21 protein-coding genes and 1 other RNA gene are annotated in these 22,369 nt (G+C 44.7%); 11 read left to right on the plus strand and 11 right to left on the minus strand.

All coding sequences use genetic code 11. The annotated features are described in order from the left end of the window. Positions 1-138: 138 nt before the first annotated feature. The 3 genes from ygfZ to R8O11_RS16045 all read left to right on the plus strand — a co-directional run bounded on the left by ygfZ (position 139) and on the right by R8O11_RS16045 (position 2,419). A complete protein-coding gene (gene ygfZ, locus R8O11_RS16035) occupies positions 139-1,107 on the plus strand; it encodes a tRNA-modifying protein YgfZ (protein WP_033907444.1) in 969 nt (322 codons plus the stop codon). Further along, on the plus strand, positions 1,100-1,573 hold the full coding sequence (locus R8O11_RS16040; RefSeq protein ID WP_054575410.1) for an aminoacyl-tRNA deacylase: 474 nt from the start codon (positions 1,100-1,102) through the stop codon (positions 1,571-1,573). Before ygfZ ends, R8O11_RS16040 begins: the two co-directional genes overlap by 8 nt. A gap of 639 nt (positions 1,574-2,212) precedes the next feature. Beyond that, on the plus strand, positions 2,213-2,419 hold the full coding sequence (locus tag R8O11_RS16045; protein WP_005380970.1) for a DUF1107 domain-containing protein: 207 nt from the start codon (positions 2,213-2,215) through the stop codon (positions 2,417-2,419). Between the two features lie 65 nt (positions 2,420-2,484). Here the strand turns inward: R8O11_RS16045 and R8O11_RS16050 are convergent, their stop codons facing one another. The 3 genes from R8O11_RS16050 to R8O11_RS16060 are packed head-to-tail and all read right to left on the minus strand — an operon-like array spanning position 2,485 to position 5,505. After that, positions 2,485-3,693 (minus strand): FAD-dependent 2-octaprenylphenol hydroxylase, encoded by a 1,209-nt coding sequence (locus R8O11_RS16050; protein WP_033907445.1) that lies wholly within the window; start codon positions 3,691-3,693, stop codon positions 2,485-2,487. 31 nt (positions 3,694-3,724) lie between these two features. Continuing rightward, entirely contained in the window at positions 3,725-4,903 is a 1,179-nt protein-coding gene (gene ubiH / locus R8O11_RS16055) for a 2-octaprenyl-6-methoxyphenyl hydroxylase (RefSeq protein ID WP_005380974.1), read from the minus strand. A 23-nt stretch (positions 4,904-4,926) separates the two neighbouring features. Continuing rightward, on the minus strand, positions 4,927-5,505 hold the full coding sequence (locus tag R8O11_RS16060; protein ID WP_005380976.1) for a YecA family protein: 579 nt from the start codon (positions 5,503-5,505) through the stop codon (positions 4,927-4,929). A gap of 249 nt (positions 5,506-5,754) precedes the next feature. Between R8O11_RS16060 and R8O11_RS16065 the strand changes: the two genes are divergently transcribed. The 5 genes from R8O11_RS16065 (at position 5,755) to serA (ending at position 9,078) form a co-directional block, all read left to right on the plus strand. Continuing rightward, positions 5,755-6,063, plus strand: a complete 309-nt coding sequence (locus R8O11_RS16065) for a cell division protein ZapA (RefSeq protein ID WP_005384553.1) — start codon at positions 5,755-5,757, stop codon at positions 6,061-6,063. 8 nt (positions 6,064-6,071) lie between these two features. After that, positions 6,072-6,256, plus strand: a non-coding RNA gene (gene ssrS / locus R8O11_RS16070) — 6S RNA. Between the two features lie 5 nt (positions 6,257-6,261). Then, positions 6,262-6,861 (plus strand): 5-formyltetrahydrofolate cyclo-ligase, encoded by a 600-nt coding sequence (locus R8O11_RS16075; RefSeq protein ID WP_025768838.1) that lies wholly within the window; start codon positions 6,262-6,264, stop codon positions 6,859-6,861. 53 nt (positions 6,862-6,914) lie between these two features. Beyond that, complete coding sequence (gene rpiA, locus R8O11_RS16080) at positions 6,915-7,571, plus strand: ribose-5-phosphate isomerase RpiA (RefSeq protein WP_318194278.1); 657 nt, start codon at positions 6,915-6,917, stop codon at positions 7,569-7,571. Positions 7,572-7,845: 274 nt separating this feature from the next. Then, positions 7,846-9,078 (plus strand): phosphoglycerate dehydrogenase, encoded by a 1,233-nt coding sequence (serA, locus tag R8O11_RS16085; protein ID WP_017821632.1) that lies wholly within the window; start codon positions 7,846-7,848, stop codon positions 9,076-9,078. 71 nt (positions 9,079-9,149) lie between these two features. On the opposite strand, the gene R8O11_RS16090 is transcribed toward serA, so the two are convergent. Continuing rightward, on the minus strand, positions 9,150-9,842 hold the full coding sequence (locus R8O11_RS16090; protein WP_064377011.1) for an oxidative stress defense protein: 693 nt from the start codon (positions 9,840-9,842) through the stop codon (positions 9,150-9,152). 207 nt (positions 9,843-10,049) lie between these two features. Further along, positions 10,050-10,946, minus strand: coding sequence for a LysR family transcriptional regulator ArgP (locus tag R8O11_RS16095; RefSeq protein WP_005380990.1), 897 nt, complete (start codon positions 10,944-10,946; stop codon positions 10,050-10,052). A 147-nt stretch (positions 10,947-11,093) separates the two neighbouring features. On the opposite strand from R8O11_RS16095, the gene R8O11_RS16100 reads away from it, so the two are divergent. Next, positions 11,094-11,723 (plus strand): LysE/ArgO family amino acid transporter, encoded by a 630-nt coding sequence (locus tag R8O11_RS16100; protein ID WP_025998531.1) that lies wholly within the window; start codon positions 11,094-11,096, stop codon positions 11,721-11,723. Positions 11,724-11,749: 26 nt separating this feature from the next. Next, entirely contained in the window at positions 11,750-12,232 is a 483-nt protein-coding gene (locus R8O11_RS16105) for a YbaK/EbsC family protein (RefSeq protein WP_005380994.1), read from the plus strand. 47 nt (positions 12,233-12,279) lie between these two features. On the opposite strand, the gene mscS is transcribed toward R8O11_RS16105, so the two are convergent. From mscS to R8O11_RS16130, 5 genes are all read right to left on the minus strand, one after another. Beyond that, entirely contained in the window at positions 12,280-13,146 is an 867-nt protein-coding gene (mscS, locus tag R8O11_RS16110; RefSeq protein WP_005380995.1) for a small-conductance mechanosensitive channel MscS, read from the minus strand. A 424-nt stretch (positions 13,147-13,570) separates the two neighbouring features. Continuing rightward, positions 13,571-14,647: a class II fructose-bisphosphate aldolase gene (fbaA, locus tag R8O11_RS16115; RefSeq protein ID WP_005380996.1), complete on the minus strand. Its 1,077-nt coding sequence runs from the start codon at positions 14,645-14,647 to the stop codon at positions 13,571-13,573. 154 nt (positions 14,648-14,801) lie between these two features. Continuing rightward, positions 14,802-15,962, minus strand: a complete 1,161-nt coding sequence (locus R8O11_RS16120; RefSeq protein ID WP_005384547.1) for a phosphoglycerate kinase — start codon at positions 15,960-15,962, stop codon at positions 14,802-14,804. Between the two features lie 151 nt (positions 15,963-16,113). After that, a complete protein-coding gene (gene epd, locus R8O11_RS16125) occupies positions 16,114-17,151 on the minus strand; it encodes an erythrose-4-phosphate dehydrogenase (RefSeq protein WP_005384545.1) in 1,038 nt (345 codons plus the stop codon). A gap of 135 nt (positions 17,152-17,286) precedes the next feature. Further along, on the minus strand, positions 17,287-19,245 hold the full coding sequence (locus tag R8O11_RS16130; RefSeq protein WP_017633560.1) for a ligand-gated channel protein: 1,959 nt from the start codon (positions 19,243-19,245) through the stop codon (positions 17,287-17,289). Between the two features lie 140 nt (positions 19,246-19,385). Between R8O11_RS16130 and R8O11_RS16135 the strand changes: the two genes are divergently transcribed. Continuing rightward, on the plus strand, positions 19,386-20,279 hold the full coding sequence (locus R8O11_RS16135) for a LysR family transcriptional regulator (protein WP_017633561.1): 894 nt from the start codon (positions 19,386-19,388) through the stop codon (positions 20,277-20,279). Positions 20,280-20,370: 91 nt separating this feature from the next. Here the strand turns inward: R8O11_RS16135 and tkt are convergent, their stop codons facing one another. Beyond that, complete coding sequence (gene tkt, locus R8O11_RS16140) at positions 20,371-22,365, minus strand: transketolase (RefSeq protein WP_115386293.1); 1,995 nt, start codon at positions 22,363-22,365, stop codon at positions 20,371-20,373. Between the last annotated feature and the right edge of the window lie 4 nt (positions 22,366-22,369).

The following is a 22,369-nucleotide window of genomic DNA, read 5'->3' on the forward strand; positions in this document are numbered from 1 at the left end:
TGTGCTACGTCACTAGTGTGCGGGTCACAATACGATAGTGAAAGCAGACAAATGTTGATTCGTAAATCGCTCCCCTAGTATCTCAAGGTTATTTGGGTATAACATAGCGGAAAAATATCTTCAAAAGGCATTGTAATTATGGAATGGCAAACTCGTTTTTCAGCATTACCTCTCTCAACTCAAGACGTACTTCCAGAGTTATCTATCTCACTGCTGGATAACTTCGGCATGATCACCATGATCGGTGATGATAAAAAATCATACTTACAAGGTCAGGTTACCTGCGATGTTGTTTCTTTAGAACAAGACCAATCAACACTGGGCGCACATTGTGATGCGAAAGGAAAAGTGTGGAGCGTGTTCCGCCTTTTCCATCATCATGATGGCTACGGCATGATCCAACCAAAATCGGCGATTGACGTAGAACTTAATGAAATAAAGAAATACGCTATTTTCTCTAAAGTAACGATTGAAGCTTCTGATGACGTTATCTTAGGTGTTGCTGGCGTCAAAGCCGACGAATTCATTTCAACAATGAGCAAGACAACTGGCAGCGTTCGCCCAGTTGACGGTGGCACAGCAGTGCAAGTTGCACAAGATCGCTGGTTACTGATATTAAGTGCGCCAGAAGCACAGCAAATCGTTGAAACTACCGACGCTGTCTTTACGACAAATGAGCTTTGGAATCGTTTCGATATTGAGGCAGGTTTACCATTTGTCTCTGCATCCGCGCAGAATGCTCACATTCCACAAGCACTTAACGTGCAAGCTTTAGGAGGCATAAGCTTCACAAAGGGCTGCTACACGGGACAAGAAACGGTAGCACGAGCGAAGTATCGCGGTACCAATAAACGTGCGATGTATATCGTAAAAGGTGCAACTTCTGCTCCATTCAGTGACGAACCAATTGAGCTCGAACGCAGCGTAGGTGAAAACTGGCGTTCAGTAGGTGCTTTATTAAATCACTACCAGTTCAGTGACAATCACGCGATTGGCCTGATCGTACTGCCTAATAATCTCGATGAGGACACTCGTCTTCGTTTGGTTGCGCAACCAGAATGTGAATGGACAATCGAATCACTGCCTTACAGTCTTGATGATGAGTAATACAATCAATACTCCTTTGATGCAATTTCTCACAGACCAACACATTCCGTTTCGTCTGTTACCGCATCAAAGACCAGCAACCACCATTGAGGATGCCGCGCACCAACGCGGCATTCGCCCCTCTCAAATGGTGAAAGCAATCTTGCTACGAGACATGGGTAATCAATATGCACTCGCCTGTGCGCCAGGTGATCGTAGCGTTGATCCCAAAAAAGTGCGCTCGTTACTGAAATATCGCCGGATGACTTGTGTTGATCAAGCCGATGTTGAGTCCATCACTGGTTACAAAATTGGTACTGTCACTCCTCTGCTACTCAAACGTCATATGCCAATCGTGTTCGACCCTAGCTTACTAGAAGAACAGGAAGTCACGATCAGCAGTGGCGATCGAATGGCTGGGCTGGCGCTTTCTATTCAAGATCTTATCCAATTGTGCCAGCCGACCGTAGCTGAGATCTGTCGTTAATCGTCTAAAAACAATGTAATGACACGTAGTGTTTCTATCACTGCGTGATCTCGCTCATATCTACAAAAATAGACATGAGAATTTTTAATCACATATAAAACATAAATAGTCACAAAGATAAAACTCGTATATGCTGAATTTGTTGGTTAAGTTTCAAACAAGCACTTAACCAATATAAAGTGAGTCAGCTAGCTGAGTGACAGCATTCATGCAGTTAGTTATCCACTTTTGTGTAATGCATCTGTGACTATTCGCCCGCTGAAGCGGGCTTTTTTTTACGTGGAACTTTTTCTCTTTCATTTCCTCTAATCGTTAGAACGTAAAGTGTGTTACGCGAAGCACGACCTTAATAGAAACAACTAGCAAACAACCGTTTTCGTTCTATTCTTAATTCTGTAACAAAACTATTGCTTAATGCGTCACGTAAAAAGGAGTGTATTGGCGTAAGGGTTCCTTTAGAGAGGTTATTTTTGGGGTAATCCTCACGCTATTTAAGAGATGACACTGTCAAATTGTCTAAGACAACACAATTCTCTGACGCAACACCCTACATCTGTATTTAATACTATTGCTGTCACAATAATTTTCGCGTCCAGAACGTAGAATACCTAGGCTAGGTTAGATAAAAGGAAAGTAAATATGAGACTGTTTAAGCGCTATACACCAAGTATGATTGCTAAACATATAAGTCGTCTTTTTAAAGGAAGAATTTATATTTACGGGGTCGGTAGATTCGAGTTTGATAACGGTAAGTTAATACTGCCGGAGAAAGCAGAGCAACGCCATTTCCGAGCGGTCAAAGAGATCAATCAAGAAATAATGAAACTCCGATGCGCATATGCTTAGCAAAATGTTGATAAAACAAAGGCTGGATTAACCAGCCTTTTGTGTATTTGAAGTTCGCTTTGCACTTACTGACGCGCCAGATCCGGCAAGTGTCCCTTTAAACCAAGCGCGCGCTTCATGATCTCATCTTTCGCTCCCGGCAGTTGCCCCGCTAAACTCAAGCCAATGCCACGAACAAGCTTCTTAGCAGGGTTCTCGCCAGAGAACAAATCTCGAAACCCTTGCATAGTAGCGATCATCTTTGCCGCTTCCGCTTTTCGCCAACGCTCGTAGCTTCTTAGGTTGCGTTTACTGCCGATATCTTGACCCTGCTTCCAAAGTGCTAATACTTCTTGAGCAAGACTGGCCGCATCTAATAAACCTAAATTCACACCCTGCCCCGCTAATGGGTGAATGGTATGGGCCGCATCACCAACCAGCGCGACTCGCTCGACAACAAAATCTCGCGCATAGCGCATTTTCAAAGGAAACGCAGCACGCTCTCCCACTACTTCACATAGACCAAGTCGAGCATCAAACTCACTCGTCAACGCTTTATTGAAATCATGTTCACTCATCGCCACTAACTGCTCTGCTCGATTTGGCTCCGTGGACCAAACAATAGAGCACATATCTGGTTGCGACATTGGCAAAAATGCCAACGGTCCGTGAGGAGTAAATATCTGGCGCGCAATGCTGTTGTGTGGCATAGCAGTTTTGACATTCGCGACCAAAGCATGATGACCATAGTCCCAATGCGTTAATGGAATATCCATTTGATGGCGAAGCCACGAATTCGCCCCATCGGCTCCGACCACTAATTTAGCGGTCATGGCTTGGCCATTATCGAGCGTCAGCCAGCTTTCTTGCTCACCGACCGCGAGAGTCGCGCAACGTGCAGGCATAAACATAGTGACGTTATCGAGCTTTTGGACTTGTTCAAGCAGCGCAAGTTGAATCACACGATTCTCAACAATATGCCCTAAATCAGGTTGTGCCATACTTTGTGCATTAAATTCAATGCTGGCAAAGCTATCTTGTTCCCATACTTCCATGCCATGGTAAGGTGAAGCTCGGCGCTGTTCTATGCCCTGCCAAGCACCAAGTTTACGCAAAATCGTCTCACTAGAGCGGCTCAGCGCAGACACACGAACATCGGGTAATTCTTTCAACGAATCATCTGGCACTTTACCTTCAATAACGGCGACACGCAGATCACTGTCTTTGAACGCGGCAGCAAGTGCCAACCCAACCATCCCTCCGCCGATGATGGCGATATCTACACTTTGCATCATTGCTTTTTATTACCTAATTCAGTGCGGCCGTTCATCGTTTTACCAAGCCAAGTGTATGGCGTAGTAGCGGCTGCTTAAAAATAGAAAGGTTATCCATCGCTGCTAAGGCAGTATTTCGGCCAATTCGCATCGCGGGTAAATCATTTGAAAAAACATGCACTAAGGCACTGGTTAGCCAAATAGTTTCGCTTCGATCTGCTTCTCTACGTTGACTAAAGCGCATCAGGCCTTGATAAAGACCCACATCCTCACTTTGCTGCACAATTTCTTCTGCTAGTGAGACTACATCGCGAATACCGAGATTAAAGCCTTGTCCAGCTATCGGGTGCAGCGTTTGCGCCGCATTTCCAACAATCGCAAAGCGATGTGAAATATTTTGCTTTCGATGGCGAAGAAGCAATGGGTAACTTGCACGGCGCCCCACTTTTTTCATCGCGCCTAAACGCCAACCAAAATCGTTCTGTAAACGCTGGAGAAATGCTTGATCAGATAACTCAAGAACGGCTTGGGCTTCTTCAGGGTGCAAACACCAAACTAAGGACATTCGATTGTCACTCATTGGCAATAAAGCAACTGGGCCATTCTCAGTAAAACGTTCAAAGGCTCTACCTTGATGAGGTTCTTGAGTCACAATATTGGCAATGACAGCCACTTGTTCAAAATCTTGCTCAGAAAGTTCTAGACCAATTTTCTGACAACAGGTCGAAACAGCACCATCTGCAGCCACCAGCAGTTTTGCTTCAAGTTGCTCACCACTTTTCAACGTCACATGGGTACAGTTTTGCTCGCGCTCGATATCGGTAACGGAGTCAGGACAAAACAGCGTAATTGACTCGCTACTGTCTAATAATTCTTGATATACACGCCCAACATCGGCTAATTCTACAACATACCCTAGAGCTTCAACCCCAACCTCTTGCTTGGTAATCTCCGTCATCCCAGCATGAGAACGGTCAGAAACGTGGATATGTTCAATGGGTGTGACAAACGGTTCTACTGACGTCCAGAGCTGTAGTTGACGCAACAGATTGACAGTACCGTAAGACAATGCGATTGAGCGAGAGTCAAAACCAGGGTGCATATCTGATTGTGCTTTAAAAGGCTCAACGACGGCAATGCGGAGCTTTCCCTGAGACAAATGGTCAATCGCCAATGCTAACGTTGCACCAGCCATGGCACCACCAGCAATGACTACATCATATTGCTTCATACTAACCTCTGGACGGTCTACGATTAGTGAATAGTAGGTTTTTTGTCGCTGCTTTCAGGACGAACACCAAATTCAGCATGAATCGTTAGTACGCAAGCTTTGATGTGCTCAATCACTTGCTCTAGCAATTGCGCTTGTTCACCAAGATCGTCATCTTCATCAATGCCTAATTTGGCAATCTCTTCTAGATCAGCCAGTGCTTCTTTAGCGTCATCAGATGCTTTGTTAAGCGCAACGCCTGCTAGACCTAGCCCAGAAATAAAGTGGTTTACAAAGTCGGACACACTGTCGGCTAATGCGAATAAGCCTTCTTCGCCCGGCTCATCTGGCAATAGTAAAGACAGCTCCATTGATGTGCCAGTAAGCTCATTAACAGTAACGTTGAATATGCTCTGAGCAAAAGTGAGTGCTGTCGAGGGCCACCCCATCCCATCATTGGTGTAGTCAAAAAGAATCGGCTGCCAAGTTTGATCATTGATCGCCAATCCACCACTTAACATGCCAACAAATAAGCCATGTAACTCCGCCGGTGTCACAGCCAGGCTTGCCGATTGCAGTTCAGCAGCAATAGATTGGTATTCAGGAAGGGTGATTTCACTCATAACTTGGCTCATTCTTGCGTAATAATGTATTGGTATATCCTACCATCAAGGTTAGTGGTCTGAAACGGCTATCAAATTCAATTTTGGACAGCATTTGTTCAATTTGCCCAATTCCTGTGTGATCTCGTCATCATTTCTCTTTCTGTGATGGGAAATGCTTGAATCTTAATAGCGGTTTTCCTATAGTTTGCTCCTCGGTAGTTGTATGAAGCAACACCTTAGATAGCGCGAATATAGAGTTTATTCATCATGAGCAATCAAGCGATCGACGTTGAAATATTAGGCAAACTTACACGTGTGAATTGTCCGACAGGACAAGAAGAGTCTCTTGTTGCAGCGGCAAAAGATCTTGATCGCCGATTGAAAGAAATGAGCGAACGTACTAAGGTAACCAATGAAATCCAACTGCTGACCTTTGCTGCATTGAATATTTGCTATGAGTTGCACACCAAGTCATACGAATCCAATGGTCAACAGCAAGAAATTACTGAGCGAATGGAAAAGCTCACCGCGTCTTTAGAGAACGCACTAAGCAAAGTTACGCAAGGACAGCAGTAAATACAAAATTTACCCTGGGGTGTGCGTCAGCAGGATTTAAGTCCCTGAGCCGATAAGCAATACCTAAGGGTTAGTATTTGGTAACTATTGAGCAAGCTCGGCATGCACCGAGAAGCCTACGGTTGTCATTGCTGATCCGCCTTGAACCAGCTGGTTCAAGGGCCACAATCCTCAACGGCACCCTGGGGTATTCTCTCTATGTCAGACCTCTCTCGACAAGACTTCCGCAAACTGATTCGTGAAAAGCGCAACGCTCTGTGCAGTGATACACAATACCAAGCGGGAATCGACCTTATTACTCAATTTTCCCAACTTCCTGAAATCGAGCAGGCGCAACATATTGCCATCTACCTTTCTGCAGACGGTGAGCTTGATACTAAACCGCTCATTGAATGGTTATGGCAACAGGGAAAATCGGTTTATCTGCCCGTCATCCATCCCTTTTCTAAAGGTCAGTTACTGTTTCTTCAGTATATAAGTGATGAACAGCTCGTCTACAACAAGTACGGCATCTTAGAGCCCAAGCTCGATATCAGACACCTCAAACCCGTTCGCCAGCTTGATTTAATCTGCACGCCTTTAGTTGGGTTCGACAGCATCGGACACCGCTTAGGCATGGGCGGAGGGTACTACGATCGTACTCTGTCACGTTGGTTTATAACTGGAGAGGGAGCTAAACCTGTTGGTATCGCTCATGACTGCCAACATGTAGAACGCTTACCAATTGAAAGCTGGGACATTCCATTACCTAAGATCGTGACCCCAAGCCAAATATGGCAATGGGAAAGTGACAAGTAAGCCGCTATAATCACGCCCGCAAACGTTAACGAACATCTATTCAGGAGATTGGCATGACTCAAGATGAAATGAAAAAAGCGGCTGGTTGGGCAGCACTAAAATATGTTGAGAAAGGCAGCATTGTCGGTGTTGGTACTGGCTCTACCGTGAATCACTTCATCGATGCACTAGGCACTATCAAAGATGATATTAAAGGTGCAGTGTCTAGCTCTGTCGCTTCAACTGAGCGCCTTAAAGAGCTTGGTATTGAAGTATACGAGTGTAACGATGTAATGAAGCTGGATGTGTATGTTGATGGCGCAGATGAGATCAACCCAGCACGTGAAATGATCAAAGGCGGCGGCGCGGCTCTGACTCGTGAGAAAATACTCGCAGCAATCTCTGATAAGTTCGTATGTATCGTTGACGGCACTAAAGCAGTTGACGTACTTGGCCAGTTCCCATTGCCTGTTGAAGTAATCCCAATGGCACGCTCTTACGTGGCTCGTGAATTGGTAAAACTAGGTGGTGATCCAGCTTACCGTGAAGGCGTTGTGACTGACAACGGCAACGTGATTCTGGATGTGCACAATATGCAAATTACCAACCCGAAAGAAATGGAAGACAAAATAAACGGCATCGCTGGTGTGGTGACTGTGGGTCTTTTTGCTCATCGTGGTGCAGACGTAGTGATCACTGGCACACCAGAAGGTACAAAAATTGAAGAGTAAATAACAGCCTAAAATGAACCTATCTGGTTCACTTTTCTGTTATTTCATTACATACGGTGCTGCAAGGCACCGTTTTTTATTCCTTTCTATAAGAAAATTATCTCTTATTCCGTAATTTTCTTACCCAAAGCAATTTTTTTTTGTTACTTTATTGAACAGAAGACGCACAGGGAAACGTTTGTCTTCCTACAAAACTGTTAATTATCCCCTTTTTAATAGTTTTGCCCAATGTGCGCCACATTAGCCCACCTTTCCATTTTAAGGACGAGAAAAAATGGCCAAAGTTTCACTGGAAAAAGAAAAGATTAAGATCCTCTTGTTAGAGGGACTCCACCCTTCTTCAGTTGAAGTTCTTCAAGCAGCTGGTTATACCAACATTGAATACCATAAAGGTTCCCTTCCGGAAGAAGAACTAATTGAAGCGGTAAAAGACGTGCACTTCATTGGTATCCGCTCCCGTACGAACCTATCCGAAGAGGTAATCAATGCGGCGAACAAGCTGGTTGCAATTGGCTGTTTTTGTATTGGCACTAACCAAGTAAACCTAGACGCAGCAGCAAAACGCGGTATTCCTGTCTTTAATGCACCATTCTCTAACACTCGAAGCGTGGCAGAGCTTGTACTTGGGCAAATCCTTTTACTAGTGCGTGGTATTCCTGAAAAGAATGCTCTTGCACATCGCGGTATTTGGAAGAAAAGTGCAGACAACTCTTACGAAGCTCGTGGTAAGTGCCTTGGCATTATCGGATACGGTCACATTGGTACGCAGCTTGGTATTATTGCCGAAAACTTAGGTATGCGCGTTTACTACTACGATATTGAGAACAAACTGTCCCTTGGTAATGCGACGCAAGTACATACCATGAGTGAACTATTGAACAAATGTGATGTGATTTCTTTGCACGTTCCCGAAACACCGGAAACGAAAAACATGATGGGTGAAGCTGAATTTGCTCGAATGAAACCAGGTTCCATCTTTATCAACGCGGCACGTGGCACCGTTGTGGATATTCCTGCACTTTGCCATAGCTTAGAAGCTGGTCACCTTGCCGGCGCTGCAATTGATGTATTCCCAACTGAACCAAAAACAAATGCTGACCCGTTCGAGTCTCCTTTACAAAAATTCGATAACGTCATTCTCACTCCACACGTTGGTGGTTCAACGCAAGAAGCACAAGAGAATATCGGCTTAGAAGTGGCGGGCAAACTGGCTAAGTACTCTGATAACGGCTCGACACTTTCAAGCGTAAACTTCCCTGAAGTGTCATTGCCAGAACACAGTGGTGAGTGCTCTCGTCTGCTTCATATTCACAAGAACCGTCCTGGTATTCTAACTCAGATCAACACCATCTTTGCTGAAGAAGGCATTAACATTGCCGCGCAGTACCTACAAACAGCCGCTGAAATAGGCTACGTAGTGATCGACGTTGAAACTGAACGAGCAGAAGAAGCTCTAACAAAGCTCAAAAACATTGAAGGCACAATCCGTGCTCGTATCCTTCACTAAACAGTGAAACAGAAACGACAAAGGCAGGGGTTGTAACTCCCTGCCTTTTGCTTTTTACTGTTTGCTAAGCCTTACTTTAGCTTATAAATGACATCGACTTGATCGCGAATGATCATGGTTGAATCTTGGTAGCTATTCGCTCCTTCTTTACTATCCATCGCCATTGAACGCATTAACACAGGCTGAACGTGCATCTGTCTGTAATTGATCTGCCATACATCGCCCAACTTTTTCTCAAAACCAGTCGCTAATGACCCTGCTTTTTCTCTTGCGTCCTTAATCGCAGCCATTCGTGCCTTTTGCTGATACTCGGCTTGGTTGCTTACCTTAAGTTGAATATTATCAACCTGATTAATTCCCGCTTCTAACGCCATATCTAGGTATTGGTTAAGGTTTTTCAGCTCCGTCACCGTGACATCAATACTGCGAGATGCTCGATACCCAACAAGTTCTGCTTTTCCTGATTTAGGGTAATGGTACTGAGGAGCAAGGTATAAATTCGAGCTAGTAATATTGTCTTTTGACAAGCCGGCATCCGATAAGCTTTTTAGAAACTCTTCAACGGTTTTATCTACGGACAATTTCGCTTGTTCGGCCGTCATTGTCGTATCGACTACTTTTACAGAAAACGTAGCCATATCAGGTGTGGCCGTCACTTCGCCATACCCCGTTGTCGTAACATGAGCAAACTCTGGCGTATTCGCCAAAACTGAAGCACTGGTAAGGCTGAGTGCTGAAGCCAGCAAAAATGAATACAATTTCATTCAATAAATCCATCCATACAAAATTAAGTACTTAATCTCAGATTCCAACATCACTATCATGGCTGAGAAAGCGTGTGGTTTCATAATAGAAACTTCCGCCGATTATCCAAGCACCCATAGTGACTTCTAACACAACTTTGACTATGTAACATTGGCGTAATTTTTAAACAAAACACACTAAGTTAACGATATGCAGCTCTGACAAACTTATTGAGGTAGATGCTGCTGCGCATACCCCACTATCGCGTGTGAGATTTCTTGTAATACCCCAGTTTCTAACTGCCAGTGGTGCCAATAAATCCGATGGGACATTAAAAAACCTGGAGTCACATCAACCAACACACCTCTGTCTAATTCGTCGGTAATTTGCAAGCGGGGGATCAAGCAATAAGCAACACCAGCTAACGCCACTTTTAGAAACGCTTCAGAACTACTGATGTTGTGATGAATAACGCTGTCAGGATTGACGTTAAAATGCTCGGTAAGAAATGTTTTATGTAGATCATCATATTGGTCATATGAAACGGCCGGTGCTTTTGCCAATGTCTGATTATTTACGCCTTTAGAAAAATAACGCTGATAGAACTCTGGGCTCGCGACACAAACATAATCGATGCGACCTAAATAGTCTGCTCTGCATCCGGGGATTGGCTGGGACTCCAAGCTGATCGCTCCTGTCACTTCGCCACTTTTGAGTTTTTCAATAGAGCGGTATTCACCATAGATAGTCAGTTTTAGTTCAACTTGACGCTGCTTCATAACATTTTGCAGCGCTGGCAGTAGCCATGTTGCAAGGCTATCTGCATTAGTCGCTAAAGAGAGTTGCACAGGTCGCGTACTGGTATCATTTTTTAGTTCGGGGAGAATTTCATGCTCTAGCAAGCGTACTCGCCGATAAAGACCCAACAATTTTTTACCAATTGGCGTTGGCTTAGGTGGCTGGCTTCGAATTAAAACAGGCTGCGCGAGAAACTTCTCTAACTGCTTGATACGTTGAGAAATGGCGGATTGAGAAACAAATAAATGCTCGGCAGCACGCTCAAAGCTACCCTGATAAACTATAGCGTCTAATGCCTCAATCCATTTGTAATCTAACCCTCGCATACCTTTCCTCTCACTCTTGATCAAACGCCTCCCGTTAAATTAGTCTATCTAATGTAAGATTAAAATCATTAATTATACTTATTTAGATAAACGCTTTATCTTTCCCTTTTCTGTAAATGTATTTGTTATTTTGAAGTGAGGTGAAGTGTGAGCTTGTGGGTTCTATTGCAAGGTTTTGGTTTAGGAGCATCAATGATCATTCCGATCGGCGCGCAAAATGCGTATGTTTTGAATCAAGGCATAAAGCGTAACCACCACCTAACAACCGCCACTATTTGTAGCGTGCTAGATATGATTTTCATCTCTCTAGGTATTTTTGGTGGTGGTGCAATTCTGTCTCAAAATGAAATCTTACTGACGTCGGTGACACTTGGTGGTATTGCTTTCTTGAGCTTCTATGGACTGCTCTCACTAAAAAGTGCTTTTAAGCCAGAGAGTGAATCGGAATCAAAAGGGGAGATCGTAGCTCGAGGTCGTCGAACGGTTATTCTAGGTGCGTTAGCCGTCACTGTGCTTAATCCGCACTTATATTTAGATACTGTCGTTATTCTAGGTTCGATCGGTGGACAATTTGAAGGCCATGATCGCATTGCTTTTGCACTAGGTACGATTATGGCTTCCTTTGTTTGGTTCTACACTTTATCGATAGGAGCAGCCAAACTAGGTCCAACACTCTCTAAACCAAAAGTGAAAAAAACCATCGACATTGCAATCGCAATGATGATGTTCACAATCGCATATATCTTAGCGAGTGAGCTTATTGATAAGTATTGGTAATCACCAGGTAGTAAGGCAGCAAAGACATGGAGTCACTAAAACGTATTTATAACAACAATAGAGAGCGATTCAACGCGCTCTCTATTCCTTTTCGGGAATGGCAGCACGAAGCCATCTTAGACTTTGAGACAGATATACGCATTGCGAGAGAGCTTGGTTGGACGGGTACGCATACCAAAAGCCTCTTTTTAACCCTCAAAGGACAAGGTTACGCGGTTTATCTGACAGATAAGGACTCGCGCCTCGATGCCAAGCAGATTAAAGCGATTACAGGTAAACGTCCCTCTATTTGTAATGACGATGAAATGGTCGAAGTGTTAGGTTGCGTACCCGGCGCGGTTTGCCCAATAGGCTTACCGGAATACATCACTATCATTGTTGATACCAATCTCTATCAACATCAAGAGTTGCTCTATACGCCTGGCTTACCTGAGTTCACATTTGGATTTGCAGGTAAACATCTAAAACGCCTCTTACTTGCTGGTCATCACACCCTTTACGAAATATAAAAAAGCGAGGCCTATTGGCCTCGCTTTTGAATATCGACTGCTTTTGATTAAGCGTCGACTTTGTTCAGGTGAACATCCATTTGTGGGAATGGAATCTCGATACCATTTTCATCCAATGCTTCTTTAATACCTTGCATTGCATCAAAGTATACGCCCCAGTAATCTGCAGTTTTCACCCATGGACGAACCACAAAGTTAACTGAAGAGTCTGCTAACGTAAGTACACCAATTGTGATATCTGGGTCTTTCAAGATACGTGGATCTTTCTCTAGCGTCTCACGAATCACTTTCTTGGTTAGTTTAAGGTCTGCTTTGTATGAAACACCAATCACTAGGTCGACACGTCGTGTCGCATGGCGAGAGTAGTTAGTAATGGCACCGCCGATAACTGAAGAGTTAGGCACAACAACCATTTTGTTATCTGGTGTTTTTAGAACGGTTTGGAAGATTTGAATTGCTTCAACACTACCCGCTACACCACCGATTTCTACGTAGTCGCCTGATTTGAATGGACGGAACGCAACAATAAGTACGCCTGCTGCAAAGTTTGATAGCGAACCTTGTAGTGCAAGACCAACAGCAAGACCTGCCGCACCAATCACAGCAACAACAGAAGCGGTTTGAACTCCTAATCGACCAAGAGCCGCGATTAGCACGATTACAAATAGCAAGTAACGAACAAGACCGTGAATAAATTCAACGACGGCCTTATCCATGTTTTTCTTTTCTAGTACTTTAGAAACACTACCAGCGACTGCCTTAACGATAAGATTACCGATAAACAGAATAAGCAGCGCAGAGATAATGTTCACACCGTACTGAACCAGTAGATCTGAATTGTTTGTCAGCCAAGTTTCAGCCTGAGTTAGACCATCCGTTAAAGTGGTATCGATACCCACCGATTCACCTGCCATAATTCTTATCCTCAAAAATAAAGAGATATAAATCCAATTGCCGTTAATTTATGAACCTTGTTTTTTAAAGGCTCTTTTCTAAAACAACATCCCTATTGCTCCACTGAACAGTGTCAGATTTTTGGCACAATATCCCAACTCTGACTTTTTTCAAAGTCAGAGTTTCGCAAAGATATGCAAAACAAGACTTTATCAGAGCTTTCTGACACTGACTTGTTACAGGTTACGCAATGCACTCTGATTTCGCCACTCTTAAGACTGATATTCCCATGTTTTCTTTAAAAAAACGTTAAAGGTGAGATATCTCACTAGCAAATACAATCTAACGCATAAAAATATCGGGAGAAAGCAGCAGGGAAGAAAGTGATAGACATAAAAAAACCCGCTCAAAGAGCGGGTTTTTAAGTAACTTAATCAGTAACGATTATAGTACGTCAACTGCGTTAAGGTCAGCAAATGCTTGCTCTAGACGAGTAACCATTGAAGCTTGGCCTGCACGTAGCCATACGCGTGGATCGTAGTACTTCTTGTTTGGTGCATCTTCACCAGTTGGGTTACCGATCTGACCTTGTAGGTAATCGTGGTTTTCAGCTTCGAACTTACGGATACCATCCCAAGTAGCCCACTGTGTATCAGTATCGATGTTCATTTTGATTACACCGTAGCCGATAGATTCACGGATTTCTTCTAGAGAAGAACCTGAACCGCCGTGGAATACGAAGTTTAGAGAGTTCGCTGGAAGACCGAATTTCTCAGAAACGTGCGCTTGAGAATCACGTAGGATAGTTGGAGTTAGTACAACGTTACCTGGCTTGTATACGCCGTGTACGTTACCGAAAGATGCTGCGATAGTGAAACGGTGGCTGATTGCGCTTAGTTTCTCGTATGCGTATGCAACGTCTTCTGGAGAAGTGTATAGCTCAGACGCATCCATATCAGAGTTGTCAACGCCGTCTTCTTCACCACCAGTACAACCTAGTTCGATTTCTAGAGTCATGTTCATTTTAGCCATGCGCTCTAGGTACTTAGCAGAAATTTCGATGTTCTCTTCTAGAGACTCTTCAGAAAGGTCGATCATGTGAGAAGAGAATAGTGGCTTACCAGTTTGCGCGAAGTACTCTTCACCAGCGTCTAGTAGACCGTCGATCCAAGGAAGTAGTTTCTTAGCTGCGTGGTCAGTGTGTAGGATTACTGGAACACCGTAAGCTTCAGCTACAGCGTGAACGTATTTCGCACCAGCAACAGCACCTAGGATTTGAGCTTCTTGACCTTCAAGTTTTAGACCTTTACCAGCAAAGAAAGCAGCGCCACCGTTAGAGAACTGAACGATAACTGGAGCTTTAACTTTTGCAGCTGCTTCAAGTACTGCGTTTACAGAGTCAGTACCCACACAGTTTACTGCTGGAAGTGCAAAGCTGTTTTCTTTTGCAACTTCAAATACTTTCTGAACGTCATCGCCAGAGATAACACCTGGTTTTACGAAGTCGAAGATCTTAGACATGGATGTAATCCTATTTATCTGTCGTTTTTAAACAAAACTTGTTAAGTTGAAAATCTTGCAAACGTTTGCTCACAACTGAGGCTATTCTAGCAGAGTTCCTCACACGTTGCAGCAAACAAGAAAGCGGGAGAATCACTCCCCCGCTTTGCTTTAATTACTTAGCGCGTGCTTCTAGCATTTCTACTGCTGGAAGAACTTTACCTTCTACGAACTCAAGGAAAGCGCCACCGCCAGTAGAGATGTAAGATACATCCGCTTTGATACCGAACTTGTCGATAGCTGCTAGCGTGTCACCACCGCCTGCAACAGAGAAGCCTTCAGAAGCTGCGATAGCTTCAGAGATACCTTTAGTACCTGCTTCGAAGTTCTTGAATTCGAATACGCCTACTGGACCATTCCATAGGATAGTCTTAGCATTTTTAAGGATTTCAGCTAGTTCAGCTGTTGAATCTGGACCAAGGTCGAAGATCATGTCGTCGTCTTGTACTTCAGAAACGTGCTTAATTTCAGCTTCTGCGTTCTCGTCGAATGCTTTCGCACATGCAACGTCAGTTGCTACTGGAATTGCACACTCGTCCATTAGCTTCTTAGCTGTTTCAACTAGGTCTGCTTCGTATAGAGACTTACCAACGTTGTGGCCAGCAGCTGCGATGAATGTGTTAGCAATACCACCACCAACAACGAGTTGGTCAGCGATTTTAGATAGAGACTCAAGAACCGTTAGCTTAGTAGAAACTTTTGAACCACCTACGATAGCAACCATTGGACGAGCTGGCTTGTCCATTGCTTTGCCTAGCGCTTCTAGTTCGTTCGCTAGTAGAGGACCAGCACATGCTACGTCTGCGTGCATACCAACGCCGTGAGTAGATGCTTGAGCACGGTGAGCCGTACCGAATGCGTCCATTACGAATACGTCACATAGTGCTGCGTATTTCTTAGATAGCTCTTCGTCGTTTTTCTTTTCGCCTTTGTTGAAGCGAACGTTTTCAAGAACAACAAGTTCACCCGCATTTAGCTCTAGGCCATCTAGGTAGTCTTTTGCTAGCTTCACTTCGCAATCTAGTGCGTCGTTTAGGTAGTTAACAACTGGTTGTAGAGAGAACTCTTCAGCGTATTCACCTTCAGTTGGGCGACCTAGGTGAGACGTAACCATTACTTTAGCGCCTGCTTCTAGGCAGTGCTTAATAGTTGGAAGAGATGCGATGATACGTGCATCCGAAGTTACTTTACCGTCTTTTACTGGCACGTTTAGGTCAGCACGGATAAATACACGTTTACCTGCAAGATCCAGGTCAGTCATCTTGATTACAGACATGATGTGTCCTCTCAAATATTTAATAATTAAAGTTTTTGAAAACTCGGCAACCCTGCCAAGCCTGTTAATTCTTCAAACTGGTTATAGATATGGAGATATTATGGATTTATTTCAAGGCTTGAAATAAAAATTCTCCATCACTTCTTCGTCATTACTGTTCCACTTGCGAAGAAGCTTGCATTGCTAAGGCAGTATCCAGCATCCGGTTAGCAAAGCCCCATTCGTTGTCGCACCAAACGAGCATTTTTACGAGTTGCCCGTTACTCACTCTAGTCTGGCTTCCATCCACAATCGCACTATGGGGGTCGTGGTTAAAGTCGATGGAAACGAGTGGCGATTCAGTATAGTCAACAATGTTACGTAATGTACACTGAGATGCGTTAACAATGGTTTGATTTACGTCATTAACTTTCACATTTGTACTAATTGTGACACTTAAATCCATTGCAGTGACGTTAACCGTTGGAACACGAACAGAAATTGCTTCGAATTTGTTGGAAAATTTCGGGAAGATTCTTTCAATCCCCTTATGCAACTTAGTGTCCACCGGAATAATAGATTGGCTTGCAGCGCGGGTACGGCGTAAGTCGTTATGATACGCATCAATTACTTGTTGATCGTTCATGGACGAATGAATTGTGGTAATGGTGCCAGACTCTATGCCGAAGGCTTCGTCTAATACTTTAATGATGGGAACGATACAGTTGGTGGTGCAAGAGCCATTGGAGACAACACGGTGCTCGTCTTTCAGAGTTTCGTGGTTCACGCCATAGATAATCGTATTATCTAGGTCGTTTGCGCCCGGGTGCGAAAACAGTACTTTCTTAGCGCCAGCTTCTATATGCGCTTGCCCATCCGCTTGCGAACCAAATACGCCAGTGCAATCCAAGACGATATCAACTTCTAAATCACGCCAAGGAAGTAATTCGATTTCGGAGAGATGGAGAATGCGAATGGAATCATATTCACCGCTGTCATGATGAACATGCAAATGTTCTTGGTCATGGGAAATTTTTTTACCAAAGCGACCATGACTGGTGTCATATTGCAGTAGGTGTGCCATCGCCTCTGGCTGTGCTAGTTCGTTTACCGCCACAACCTTGATCTGCTGGTGTTTTCCGCTTTCATACACCGCTCGCAGAACATTACGACCTATACGTCCAAATCCATTGATCGCAACCTTTAGCATTTATCCTTCGCCCTACCAAAAATTTCGTGTCACAGATATTACCTGATCAGGCTGACAAACGCACCTGTTGAATCACAGTAAAGCAGGATTAAAAAAGGTCGAGACTATGCTCGACCTTATTACAACGATAGATAATTAAAATGCGACGTCTAAACCTAACCAGTAGCGACGACCATCTTCAATATATCCGTATTCTTCGTAACTGATTTCCTCGTCCAGCAAGTTATAGATAGCGCCTTTAATACGAGTATTGTCGGTTAACTGGTATGTCACACCGGCGTCCACAAAGGTATAAGCTGGTTCTACGATACTGTTTCTTGATGGGCCAGTAACCGGATCCATTTCTTTACCTCGGTACGTGACTTTCGCCCAGCTCTCTAGATCCGTTGTCGTTTGCCAAGTCACATCCACATTAAACAGATGCTTTGGTAACTGCTGCAGCGGCATGCCTTTGTATTCACCTGTTTTTTGCTCTGAGTCGGTAAATGTGTAGCTCGAGCTAAGGTAAATGGTTTCCGTTAACGGCGATGCTAAGGTCGCTTCAATACCTTGTGTGACCGCTTCGTCCACGTTAATGCGGTACGTTGGATCTGCACCCCATTGGTTTGGTCCATCTGTACAGATGGTATCTGGACAAACAACACGTGTGATCTTGTCTTTGAACTCATTATGGAACGCAGTCAAAGAGACATCTAAACCAGAGTCACCTTGATACAAGACACTGATTTCTTTGTTTAGCGACGTTTCAGGGTCAAGGTCTGGGTTACCGTAGATATTACCGCCGCCACTGACTTGCGCCCAACCAGGAGTAATTTCACGTAATTGCGGAGAACGGAAACCTGTTGCCACACCGCCTTTCACAGTCCAAGACGGGTCAACTCGCCATACACCATAGACACGCGGACTAAAGTGCGCGCCATAGTTTTCGTCATGATCTAGACGGCCGCCAAGCGTAACGCTAAACGGATCAGCAATTCTCCATTCATCTTCAATGAAAACAGCCCACTGCGTATTCGATGTTTCAGTCTTCGATGACGCTTTGTTGGAGGTGAAATCCTCAAGCTCTGCATGAGTAGCGTCCACACCCGTCGTCAACGTATGGTTTCCAATACCAGTCACCAAGCTCGATTTGAACGTGGTGTTGGTGATCGTCATCTCACGAGATTTGTTCTCGCTCTCTTCTCGCTGTAAGTAAGTATCTGAAATTCCCACCGAATCCCAATCACCGTTGTGGCTTACCGTTACGTAATTACGACGATATTCATTCAGTGAATCTTCACACCCACCACGACACCCAGTGGTCGGCACTGAAAGGCCCACATTACCACGACGACTTTGTGCCGAGGTGCCACCTTCTAATTGCACCGAGTGGCGCTCATTAATCTGGTAAGTCAGCTTTGAAGAGATACTCTGCATATCTTTATCTTCATAACCGTATTCGATGTCATCTTCTTCTCTGGTTGTGTACTGACCATATACTTGGAGAGATAAATTTTCAGCCAACGGACCATTAACGAAAAAATTCGCGCTCTGCTCTCCACCTGAGCGGCTATTCTCTTGTATTACCGTGCCCAGTTGAACATTACCCGTCCACTCTAGCGCATCTTTTCGTGTGATGACGTTAATCACACCACCAATCGCATCAGAACCGTAAAGCGTCGACATTGGGCCACGAATAACTTCGATTCGCTCAATCGCTTGAAGAGGAGGTAACCAACCTTGTTCGATACCAGGACCGTCACTATTTGGACGAGTTTCACGCGTGCTTTGACGTTTACCGTCGACCAGTATCAAAGTGTATTTAGAACCCATACCACGGATACTAATGTCGGTAGTATCACCACCACCTGTCACGACAACACCTGGCACACTTTTTAGTGCATCAGTCACATCGCGGTAATAACGGGAGTCCAACTCCTCACGTGAAATCACACTAATACTTGCAGGCGCGTCCGCTTGAGATTGCTCGTAGCTTGATGCAGTTACAACCACTGTTTCCATTTTAGAAACTGCATCATTGGCAAAAACATGAGGGACACTGACGAAGGCTAAAATACCAGTTGCGGTAATAACTGGCAGTCTAAGAGTAGACATCTACATCTCCATAATTGATAATGATTATTATTTTCGAAAGTGAATTATTCACAAATAGAATGAGATGCATAGTGAGAGTTATGGAACGGTTCTTTCCATTTATGGAACTCGTACATAACGCAGTAAGGAGTAAAAGAAATATGCACGACTTAGCATCAATTAGAGCCTTTGATGCGCTCAATCAGCATAAAAGTTTGACAGCCGCTGCTAAAGCCCTTAATCAGCCAAAATCAACGCTAAGTCGTCGCTTGGCACAATTAGAAGAAGACTTCGGTCAGGCTCTAACCGCCAGACAAGGTAATCGATTAGTTCTGACAAGAGCTGGAGAGATCTTTGCCCACTACAGCCGCCAGATTCTTGAGTTAAGCGAAGAGAGTTATGATGCACTGCAAGGTTTAACGAACCAAGTTTCAGGGCCACTGCATATTGTTTGTCACACTGCCTTAGTTAGAAGCTGGCTCGGCGGCGTACTCAATCGTTTTCTTGCTGATAATCCCGATGTTAGAGTTCAACTTACCAGTGACTTTTCTGAGGCACATCATGACCCAGATTTGTTCATCTGGCTCGGTGAACGTAAAGAGCTAGACTGGCGAAAAGAAGTGCTGGGGGTATTTCGCTATACGCCTTTTGCCTCTCCAAATTATCTAAAACAACATGGGCCTATACCGCACCCCAAAGAACTTGAAGCACATCCATGGATCGATTTTGGTTCAGTGCAAGAAAATGGATTGATGCTAGCACACCCTCAACACGGTGAGTTCTTTTTAGAACCCTTTGTTAGTCGCTTATACAGCGACAACATAGCAATGCAAATAGACAGTATCGCGAATGGTCATGGTATTGGACTGCTGCCGACTTGGACAGCATGCGGCTATGAGAAACATCACCCAGGGCGAATCACACCTTGCTTAGAAGGTTGGCTTTCTGAGCCTATTTCCATTAACTGCTATACACCAGCAGGACGACCACCACTGCGCTTATCCGTACTTTTAGACTGCATTCACCAAAGCATTCCACAAGGTTGGAAAACCTGACAAAAATAAAAAGGCCATCATAATGATGGCCTTTCTAACTTTAGCGTTTAACAATCGTCGTTTACGTTCGACTGTTTAGACGGTCCTGCAATTACGCTAGCAATTCTTTTGCTGTGTTCACTACGTTTTCAGTCGTGAAGCCAAACATCTCGAATAGCTGACCAGCAGGTGCAGATTCACCGAATGTTGTCATACCGATGATGCGACCGTCGAAGCCAACGTACTTGTACCAGAAATCAGCAATGCCCGCTTCAATAGCGATACGTGCCGTTACGTCTGATGGCAGTACAGCTTCACGGTAAGCGGCGTCTTGTTTGTCGAAAGCATCTGTTGATGGCATTGAAACAACGCGTACTTTCTTGCCTTCTGAAGTTAGTTGCTCAGCGGCTTTCACTGCAAGCTCAACCTCAGAACCTGTTGCGATAAGGATTAGCTCAGGCTTACCTTCGCTATCTTTCAGGATGTAAGCACCTTTCGCGATGTCTGCGACTTGTTCAGCAGTACGCTCTTGTTGCGCTAGGTTTTGACGAGAGAAGATAAGTGCAGTTGGTGCATCTTTACGTTCAATCGCTAGTTTCCATGCAACTGCAGACTCAACTTGGTCACATGGGCGCCATGTGCTCATGTTTGGAGTTACACGTAGAGACGCCATTTGCTCAACAGGTTGGTGAGTTGGGCCATCTTCGCCAAGACCGATCGAATCATGCGTGTAAACTTGGATGTTCTGAATTTTCATCAGCGCAGCCATACGCATTGCGTTACGAGCGTATTCCATGAACATTAGGAATGTTGCGCCGTAAGGAACGAAACCACCGTGCAATGCGATACCGTTGATGATAGCGGTCATACCGAATTCACGCACACCGTAGTGGATGTAGTTGCCAGAGAAGTCCTCCATTTCTAGAGACTTAGAACCAGACCACATGGTCAGGTTAGAAGGCGCTAGGTCAGCAGAACCACCCATAAACTCAGGAAGCATTTGACCAAACGCTTCTAGTGCATTTTGCGATGCTTTACGTGATGCAATGTTCGCTGGATTTGCTTGAAGATCGGCAATGATTTGGTTCGCTTTTTCTTCCCACTGTGCAGGAAGTTCGCCGTTTAGACGACGTTTAAGCTCTGCCGCTTCTGCAGGGTAAGCTGCAGCGTATGCTTCGAATTTTTCATTCCAAGCTGCTTCTTTCGCGGCGCCCGCTTCTTTTGCATCCCACTCAGCGTAAACATCTGCCGGGATCTCAAATGGGCCGTACTCCCAACCTAGGTATTCGCGAGCCGCTTGGATTTCATCGTGACCTAGTGGTGCACCGTGACAGTCGTGCGAACCAGACTTGTTAGGAGAACCGAAACCGATAATTGTTTTGGTACAGATAAGCGTAGGACGTGGGTCCGCTTTTGCTGCTTCAATTGCTGCGTTGATCGCGTCTGAGTCGTGACCATCGACTGCTGGGATTACATGCCAGCCGTACGCTTCAAAACGCTTAGGTGTATCGTCAGAGAACCAACCTTCAACGTGACCGTCGATAGAGATGCCGTTGTCATCCCAGAATGCAATCAGCTTGCCTAGACCAAGAGTACCTGCAAGAGAGCATGCTTCATGCGAGATGCCTTCCATTAGACAGCCGTCACCCATGAACACATACGTAAAGTGGTCAACGATATCGTGACCTTCTTTGTTGAACTGTGCCGCTAGTGCTTTCTCTGCGATCGCCATACCAACAGCGTTAGTGATGCCTTGACCTAGAGGACCCGTTGTTGTCTCGATACCAGGCGCGTAGCCGTACTCTGGGTGACCTGGGGTTTTTGAGTGCAATTGACGGAAGTTTTTCAGATCGTCAATAGATAGCTCGTAACCGCTTAAGTGCAGTAGAGAGTAAATAAGCATTGACCCATGACCGTTTGACAGCACAAAGCGATCGCGGTCGGCCCACTCTGGGTTTGAAGGGTTATGGTTTAGGTGAGAGCGCCAAAGAACTTCAGCGATATCAGCCATACCCATTGGTGCGCCTGGGTGGCCTGAGTTAGCTTGTTGAACACCATCCATGCTTAGAGCACGAATTGCATTGGCAAGATGTTTACGAGACGACATGTCT

It is taken from the genome of Vibrio sp. 1288 (assembly GCF_033344475.1).

Excerpts from the sequence above, each read along its gene's own strand:
- ygfZ (WP_033907444.1), top strand. The coding sequence starts at position 139 with ATGGAATGGCAAACTCGTTTTTCAGCATTACCTCTCTCAACTCAAGAC.
- R8O11_RS16040 (WP_054575410.1), top strand. The coding sequence starts at position 1,100 with ATGAGTAATACAATCAATACTCCTTTGATGCAATTTCTCACAGACCAA.
- R8O11_RS16045 (WP_005380970.1), top strand. The coding sequence starts at position 2,213 with ATGAGACTGTTTAAGCGCTATACACCAAGTATGATTGCTAAACATATA.
- R8O11_RS16050 (WP_033907445.1), bottom strand. The coding sequence starts at position 3,693 with ATGATGCAAAGTGTAGATATCGCCATCATCGGCGGAGGGATGGTTGGG.
- ubiH (WP_005380974.1), bottom strand. The coding sequence starts at position 4,903 with ATGAAGCAATATGATGTAGTCATTGCTGGTGGTGCCATGGCTGGTGCA.
- R8O11_RS16060 (WP_005380976.1), bottom strand. The coding sequence starts at position 5,505 with ATGAGTGAAATCACCCTTCCTGAATACCAATCTATTGCTGCTGAACTG.
- R8O11_RS16065 (WP_005384553.1), top strand. The coding sequence starts at position 5,755 with ATGAGCAATCAAGCGATCGACGTTGAAATATTAGGCAAACTTACACGT.
- R8O11_RS16075 (WP_025768838.1), top strand. The coding sequence starts at position 6,262 with ATGTCAGACCTCTCTCGACAAGACTTCCGCAAACTGATTCGTGAAAAG.
- rpiA (WP_318194278.1), top strand. The coding sequence starts at position 6,915 with ATGACTCAAGATGAAATGAAAAAAGCGGCTGGTTGGGCAGCACTAAAA.
- serA (WP_017821632.1), top strand. The coding sequence starts at position 7,846 with ATGGCCAAAGTTTCACTGGAAAAAGAAAAGATTAAGATCCTCTTGTTA.
- R8O11_RS16090 (WP_064377011.1), bottom strand. The coding sequence starts at position 9,842 with ATGAAATTGTATTCATTTTTGCTGGCTTCAGCACTCAGCCTTACCAGT.
- R8O11_RS16095 (WP_005380990.1), bottom strand. The coding sequence starts at position 10,946 with ATGCGAGGGTTAGATTACAAATGGATTGAGGCATTAGACGCTATAGTT.
- R8O11_RS16105 (WP_005380994.1), top strand. The coding sequence starts at position 11,750 with ATGGAGTCACTAAAACGTATTTATAACAACAATAGAGAGCGATTCAAC.
- mscS (WP_005380995.1), bottom strand. The coding sequence starts at position 13,146 with ATGGCAGGTGAATCGGTGGGTATCGATACCACTTTAACGGATGGTCTA.
- fbaA (WP_005380996.1), bottom strand. The coding sequence starts at position 14,647 with ATGTCTAAGATCTTCGACTTCGTAAAACCAGGTGTTATCTCTGGCGAT.
- R8O11_RS16120 (WP_005384547.1), bottom strand. The coding sequence starts at position 15,962 with ATGTCTGTAATCAAGATGACTGACCTGGATCTTGCAGGTAAACGTGTA.
- epd (WP_005384545.1), bottom strand. The coding sequence starts at position 17,151 with ATGCTAAAGGTTGCGATCAATGGATTTGGACGTATAGGTCGTAATGTT.
- R8O11_RS16130 (WP_017633560.1), bottom strand. The coding sequence starts at position 19,245 with ATGTCTACTCTTAGACTGCCAGTTATTACCGCAACTGGTATTTTAGCC.
- R8O11_RS16135 (WP_017633561.1), top strand. The coding sequence starts at position 19,386 with ATGCACGACTTAGCATCAATTAGAGCCTTTGATGCGCTCAATCAGCAT.
- tkt (WP_115386293.1), bottom strand. The coding sequence starts at position 22,365 with ATGTCGTCTCGTAAACATCTTGCCAATGCAATTCGTGCTCTAAGCATG.